The organism is Sphingomonas sp. 66-10 (genome assembly GCF_001897045.1).
In the GTDB taxonomy this organism is placed as follows: Bacteria; Pseudomonadota; Alphaproteobacteria; order Sphingomonadales; family Sphingomonadaceae; genus Sphingomonas; species Sphingomonas lycopersici.
The window spans coordinates 1-6,620 of the sequence record NZ_MKRR01000077.1 but is presented as its reverse complement, the minus strand read 5'-3'; the positions used below and the strand labels follow the sequence as shown (position 1 = coordinate 6,620).

Genomic DNA, 6,620 nt, shown 5'->3' with positions numbered 1-6,620 from the left:
CACCCGCCGTTTTCGTTTCCGAAGGCATCGCACGCAATATGGCATCCGCAGCCGATCAGATGGCGCAAAGCATCAGCCTCGCGAAATTCTCGCAGGCGACCGACCTCAAGAAGCGTCTGTGGTTCACGATCGGCGCGCTGATCGTGTTCCGCATGCTGAGCTACGTGCCGCTTCCCGGCATCGATCCGACCGCCTTGGGGCTGCTGAGCCAGCAGACCAAGGGCGGCGTGCTCGATTTCTTCAACACCTTCTCGGGCGGCGCGCTGACCCGCATGTCGCTGATCGCGCTGGGGGTGATGCCGTACATCACCGCCTCGATCGTCGTGCAGCTCGCGACCTCGCTGTCGCCGCAGCTCGCCGCGATCAAGAAAGAGGGCGAAAGCGGGCGCAAAAAGCTCAACCAATATACCCGCTACGGCACCGTCGCGCTGACCGCGCTGCAGGGCTATTTCATCGCGGTCGGGCTCGAGGCGCTGGGCGCCAACAGCGGCGTCCAGGCGGTGATCCAGCCGGGGATGATGTTCCGCATCGCGGCGGTCATCTCGCTGATCGGCGGCACGATGTTCCTGATGTGGCTGGGCGAGCAGATCACCAGCCGCGGGATCGGCAACGGCGTGTCGTTGATCATCATGGCCGGGATCGTCGCGCATCTGCCGACCACGCTGGTCAACCTGCTCGAAGGCGGGCGCTCGGGCAGCCTCGATCCGGTCAAGCTGATCGGCATCATCCTGGCGGTCGCGCTGCTCGTGCTGCTCATCTGCTTCATGGAATTGGCGCAGCGTCGGATCCTGATCCAATATCCCAAGCGCCAGACGCAGCGCGGGATGCAGGCCGAGCGCAGCCACCTGCCGCTCAAGCTCAACACCGCCGGCGTGATCCCGCCGATCTTCGCCTCGTCGCTGCTGCTGATGCCGCTGACGATCACCCAGTTCGCGGGCAACCGCGTGAAGGGCGACAGCTGGTGGGGCGATGTGATCATCAGCCTCAACCAATATCTGCAGCACGGCTCGCCGATCTACATGCTGCTCTACGGCGCCGGCATCATCTTCTTCTCGTTCTTCTACACCGCGGTGCAGTTCAACCCGGAGGAGACGGCGGAGAATCTGAAGCGCCACGGCGGGTTCATCCCGGGCATCCGCCCGGGCAAGAACACCGAGCAATATTTCGATTACGTGCTGACGCGCATCACGGTGATCGGCGCCGCCTATCTGACGCTGATCTGTCTGCTGCCGGAATATCTCGTCACGGCGCTGTCGATCCCCTTCTATCTCGGGGGCACCAGCCTGCTGATCGTCGTCAACGTGACGATGGACACGGTGACGCAGATTCAGTCGCACCTGCTGGCGCATCAATATGGCGATCTCATCAAGAAGGCGAAGCTGAAGGGCGGCCGCCTGCGCTAAAAGGCGCGCGTTTGTGTGGGGGAGAGGGTTCGCGTGAACATCATCCTGTTGGGGCCGCCGGGTGCGGGCAAGGGGACTCAGGCGGCGCGGCTGGTGGCCGATCGCGGCATGGTCCAGCTGTCCACCGGCGACATGCTGCGCGACAAGCGCAAGGTCGATTCGCCGCTGGGTCGGGAAGTCGCGGCGATCATGGATTCGGGCGCACTCGTCTCGGACGAGATCGTCTCGGCGCTGATCGACGACAAGCTCGCCTCGATGAGCGAAGCGCAGGGCGCGATCTTCGACGGCTATCCGCGCACCGCCGCGCAGGCCGAATCGCTCGACGGCATTCTCGCCGGGCGCGGTCGCACGCTCGATTATGTGATCGAGCTGGCGGTGGACGAGGATGCGCTGGTCGAGCGCATCGTCGGCCGCTTCACCTGCGCCAATTGCGGCGCGGGCTATCACGACAAGTTCAAGCTGCCCAAGGTGGCGGGAACCTGCGACGTGTGCGGCCACCACGAATTCAAGCGCCGCGCCGACGACAATGAGGAAACGGTGCGCACGCGGATGGCCGAATATCGTGCCAAGACCGCGCCGATTATCCCGATCTACGAAGCGCGCGGGCTGGTACGCCGCGTCGACGGCATGGCCGATATCGGCGAGGTGACCAGCGCGATCGAGGCGATCCTCGACGGCAAGTGAGATGATTGGCTCCCCGGCGTTGCGACGCGGGGGCCACTCCCACGGTCCTCCCGGCTTTCTCATATGCTCCCGCGAAGGCGGGAGCCCAGATTGTGTCCCCGCCTTCGCGGGGACACAAATGGTGGGCGCGGCCTAGGCGGCGGCTCCGCCCGATCGGCGATCGATTCGCTTCTCGCCGCGCAAATCCGGCGCCCGAATCGCGCCACCCCCGAAATGAACAATTTGTCATGTCCGGGCCACCCGCCCGATGCGCGCCCAGGGCTAGACGGCGGGCAATGGCCGGGGACGTTCGATCCCCGACGCCGCGACACGAGAGATTCGAGATCGGTACCCGAAACTCCCGGGGGTACCGAGGCCGGCGGGAAGCTCGCTTCCCGTCGGCTTTCCATGTCCGGCGCAGCGCAGGTCGCCGCGCGCCTTCCCCTTGACTCGCCCCGAAAGCGCGCTTAGGGGCGAGCGCTTCCAACACTCCGGTTGCCGGCGGCGCAGCTATTGCGTACGCCGCTTTCCTGCGTCTTGGAAGGCAATGCGACGAGATAGGGGCCGTGGCAGCCATGCCGGCCCTTGTGGAGCACAGGAGAACAAGTTTCATGGCACGTATCGCGGGTGTCAATATCCCGACCAACAAGCGCGTGGTGATCGCGCTCACCTATATCCACGGCATTGGCCCGGCCAAAGCCAAGCAGATCACCGAGAAGCTGGCGATCGCCCCCGAGCGGCGCGTGCAGGACCTGTCCGATCAGGAAGTGCTGCAGATCCGCGAGACGATCGACGCCGATCACACCGTGGAAGGCGATCTTCGTCGCGAGACCGCGATGAACATCAAGCGCCTGATGGATCTCGCCTGCTATCGCGGCCTGCGCCACCGCAAGGGCCTGCCGGTCCGCGGCCAGCGCACGCACACCAATGCGCGCACCCGCAAGGGCAAGGCGAAGCCGATCGCGGGCAAGAAGAAGTAAGCCGAATTAGAAAACCGTCCGGGGGACGGTTTTCCGGCTTACTCCGTCGGAGACAGGGTTGAGGCCGACAGCCTCCCGGTCGCCGAGTTGAAAGATCAGGTCAGGAATACCACATGGCACAGGCACCGCAGCGCCTTCGTCGGCGCGAACGCAAGAACATCACGGCGGGCGTGGCACACGTCAACGCCAGCTTCAACAACACCATGATCACCATCACCGATGCGCAGGGCAATGCGATCAGCTGGTCCTCGGCCGGGATGATGGGGTTCAAGGGCTCGCGTAAGTCGACCCCTTATGCCGCGCAGGTCGCGGCCGAGGACGCCGGCAAGAAGGCCGCCGAGCACGGCGTCCGCACGCTGGAAGTCGAAGTGAAGGGTCCGGGCTCGGGCCGCGAATCCGCGCTGCGCGCGCTGCAGGCGGTCGGTTTCCAGATCACGTCGATCCGCGACGTGACCTCGATCCCGCACAATGGCGTGCGCCCGTCGAAGCGGCGCCGCGTCTGATTTTCCGATCCCCGGCTGACGAGTCGGGGGTCCAGTTGCACCAAGGCCGGCACGCTCCCCCGTTCCGGCCCAACCCCAGGGGACGAGAGCCTTGTCCGTTAACGCAAAGAACTGGCAGGAACTGAAGAAGCCCAACGCCCTCGAGAAGAAGGGTGGCGACGGGAAGCGCAAGGCGACGTTCGTTGCCGAGCCGCTGGAGCGCGGGTTCGGCCTGACGCTCGGCAACGCGCTGCGCCGCGTTTTGCTCTCCTCGCTGCAGGGCGCCGCCGTCACCTCGATCAAGATCGAGAATGTGCTGCACGAGTTCAGCTCGCTCGCGGGCGTTCGTGAAGACGTCACCGATATCGTGCTGAACGTCAAGCAGATCGCGCTCAAGATGCAGGGCGAGGGGCCGAAGCGGCTCCAGCTTTCCGCCACCGGTCCGGCCGAGGTGAAGGCCGGCGACATCGCGGTCAGCGGCGATATCGAGGTGATGAACCCCGAGCTGGTGATCTGCCACCTCGACGAGGGCGCGACGCTCAACATGGAACTGACGGCGGACGTCGGTAAGGGCTATGTCCCCGCCGTCGCCAACCGTCCGGCCGACGCGCCGATCGGGCTGATCCCGGTCGACGCGCTGTATTCGCCGGTGCGCCAGGTGAGCTACAAGGTCGATCCGACCCGCGTCGGGCAGGATCTCGATTACGACAAGCTCACGCTGTCGCTCGAGACCGACGGCACGGTGACCCCGGAAGATGCGCTGGCCTATGCCGCGCGCATCCTGCAGGATCAGCTCGCGCTGTTCGTCCACTTCGACGATTCGGCGATCGCCCGCTCGGCGCCGATCGGCGTCGCTGCGCCGGCCGCCGGTGCGGAAGCGCAGGGCGACACGCAGCAGATCAACCGTTACCTGCTCAAGAAGGTCGACGAGCTGGAATTGTCGGTCCGTTCGGCGAACTGCCTGAAGAACGACAATATCATCTATATCGGCGATCTCGTCGGCAAGACCGAGGCGGAAATGCTCCGCACCCCGAACTTCGGCCGCAAGTCCTTGAACGAAATCAAGGAAGTGCTGTCGTCGATGGGGCTGCGGCTGGGCATGGAAATCCCCGGCTGGCCGCCCGAGAACATCGAGGAGATGGCCAAGAAGCTCGAGCAGGAGATTATGGGCTAAGCCGCACCGGGTTAGCCTGGCTAACCCGGAGACGGCGCCAGCCCGGCCGGCGGGTCGGCACAGCCGAACCCGTCCGACGGCGCGGCTCTGCCGCGCCGGGTCTCGCGAGGGAAACTGGACCCCGGCCTTCGCCGGGGTGACGTTGAAGGGGGTGGTCCGCGTCGCCACCCGGTATGGGGTACCTGAAACGGCCCCCTAACGAACTGAAAGGACTTAAAATGCGTCATAAGGTTGGCGGCCGTAAGCTGCAGCGTACTTCGGCCCATCGCGCCGCGCTGTTCCGCAACATGTCGGCCGCGCTGATCAAGCACGAGCAGATCACCACCACGCTCGCCAAGGCGAAGGAGCTTCGCCCCTATGTCGAGAAGCTGGTGACGCTGGGCAAGAAGGGTGGCCTGTCGAACCGTCGTCTGGCGCACGCCCGCCTGCTCGACGATGCGCAGCTGGTGAAGCTGTTCGACGTGCTCGCGCCGCGCTACGCCGGCCGCAACGGTGGCTACACCCGCATTATCAAGGCCGGCATCCGCGCGTCGGACGCATCGCCGATGGCGGTGATCGAATTCGTCGACCGCGACGTTTCGGCCAAGGGCCAGGATTCGGGCCCGGTGATGACCGACGAGGATTTCGACGTGGCGGCATAAGCCTCCTCGGCGACCCGAACAGAAGGGGCCGCTTCCCACACCGGGAAGCGGCCCCTTTCGTTTGTGGCGATCATCTGCCATGCGCTGCCGATGGAACATCCGCACAGCATCCTCATCGTCGATTTCGGCAGCCAGGTGACCCAGCTGATCGCGCGTCGCGTGCGCGAAGCGGGGGTCTATAGCGAGATCGCCCCGTTCCAATCCGCTGCCGCCGCGTTCGAGCGGATGAAGCCCGCAGGGGTGATTCTCTCGGGCGGGCCGGCCTCGGTGCTCGACGAGGGCAGCCCGCGCATCCCGCAGGAGATCCTCGAATCGGGGCTGCCGCTGTTCGGCATCTGCTACGGCCAGCAGGCGCTGATGGAGCAGCTCGGCGGCACGGTGGAACGCGGCAATTCGGGCGAATTCGGCGAGGCGTTCATCGACATCGCCGATCGCTGCTCCTTGTTCGACGCGGTGTGGCGCGAGGGCGAGCGGCATCAGGTGTGGATGAGCCACGGCGACAAGGTCACCGCGCTCGCCCCCGGCTTCCGCCCGGTCGCATCGAGCGCGGGCGCGCCGTTCGCGGTGATCGCCGACGACGCGCGGCGCATCTATGCGATGCAATTCCACCCCGAGGTGGTCCACACTCCCGACGGCGGCAAGCTGCTCGCCAATTTCGTGCGGCATGTCTGCGGCCTGTCGGGCGACTGGACGATGGCGGAGTTCCGCCAGACCAAGATCGCCGAGATCCGCGAGCAGGTCGGCACGGGCCGGGTGATCTGCGGGCTTTCCGGCGGGGTCGATTCGGCGGTCGCCGCGGTGCTGATCCACGAGGCGATCGGCGATCAGCTGACCTGCGTGTTCGTCGACCACGGCTTGATGCGCGCGGGCGAGGCGGATCAGGTCGTCAGCCTGTTCCGCGGGCATTACAATATCCCGCTCGTCCACGTGAACGCCGAGACCTTGTTCCTTTCCGGGCTCGCCGGGGTCACCGACCCGGAGGCGAAGCGCAAGTTCATCGGCAAGACCTTCATCGAGGTGTTCGAGAGCGAGGCGAAGAAGATCGGCGGCGCCGAGTTCCTCGCGCAGGGCACGCTCTACCCGGACGTGATCGAGAGCGTCAGCTTCACCGGCGGGCCTTCGGTGACGATCAAGAGCCACCACAATGTCGGCGGGCTGCCCGAGCGGATGAACATGAAGCTGGTCGAGCCGCTGCGCGAGTTGTTCAAGGACGAGGTGCGCGATCTCGGCCGCGAACTGGGGCTGCCCGATATCTTCGTCGGCCGGCATCCGTTCCC

At 65.7% G+C, this 6,620-nt stretch carries 7 protein-coding genes; all 7 read left to right on the top strand.

The window, feature by feature from the left end:
- Positions 1-38 precede the first annotated feature (38 nt).
- Positions 39-1,403 (top strand): preprotein translocase subunit SecY, encoded by a 1,365-nt coding sequence (gene secY / locus BGN95_RS06825; RefSeq protein WP_179512553.1) that lies wholly within the window; start codon positions 39-41, stop codon positions 1,401-1,403.
- A gap of 33 nt (positions 1,404-1,436) precedes the next feature.
- Entirely contained in the window at positions 1,437-2,087 is a 651-nt protein-coding gene (locus BGN95_RS06820; protein WP_179512552.1) for an adenylate kinase, read from the top strand.
- A 590-nt stretch (positions 2,088-2,677) separates the two neighbouring features.
- Positions 2,678-3,046 carry a 30S ribosomal protein S13 gene (rpsM, locus tag BGN95_RS06815; RefSeq protein ID WP_179512551.1) on the top strand — a complete coding sequence of 123 codons (369 nt, stop codon included), beginning with the start codon at positions 2,678-2,680 and terminating at the stop codon, positions 3,044-3,046.
- Between the two features lie 113 nt (positions 3,047-3,159).
- Positions 3,160-3,549, top strand: coding sequence for a 30S ribosomal protein S11 (rpsK, locus tag BGN95_RS06810; RefSeq protein WP_066486290.1), 390 nt, complete (start codon positions 3,160-3,162; stop codon positions 3,547-3,549).
- A 91-nt stretch (positions 3,550-3,640) separates the two neighbouring features.
- Positions 3,641-4,702, top strand: coding sequence for a DNA-directed RNA polymerase subunit alpha (locus tag BGN95_RS06805; RefSeq protein ID WP_179512550.1), 1,062 nt, complete (start codon positions 3,641-3,643; stop codon positions 4,700-4,702).
- 218 nt (positions 4,703-4,920) lie between these two features.
- On the top strand, positions 4,921-5,343 hold the full coding sequence (gene rplQ / locus BGN95_RS06800; protein WP_179512549.1) for a 50S ribosomal protein L17: 423 nt from the start codon (positions 4,921-4,923) through the stop codon (positions 5,341-5,343).
- Between the two features lie 90 nt (positions 5,344-5,433).
- Positions 5,434-6,620 (top strand): glutamine-hydrolyzing GMP synthase (gene guaA / locus BGN95_RS06795; RefSeq protein ID WP_286772058.1); only part of this gene is annotated, 1,187 nt, incomplete at its 3' end.

What these genes read in the sequence shown, in the direction of transcription:
- secY (WP_179512553.1), top strand. Translation starts at nt 39, where the DNA reads ATGGCATCCGCAGCCGATCAGATGGCGCAAAGCATCAGCCTCGCGAAA.
- rpsM (WP_179512551.1), top strand. Translation starts at nt 2,678, where the DNA reads ATGGCACGTATCGCGGGTGTCAATATCCCGACCAACAAGCGCGTGGTG.
- rpsK (WP_066486290.1), top strand. Translation starts at nt 3,160, where the DNA reads ATGGCACAGGCACCGCAGCGCCTTCGTCGGCGCGAACGCAAGAACATC.
- rplQ (WP_179512549.1), top strand. Translation starts at nt 4,921, where the DNA reads ATGCGTCATAAGGTTGGCGGCCGTAAGCTGCAGCGTACTTCGGCCCAT.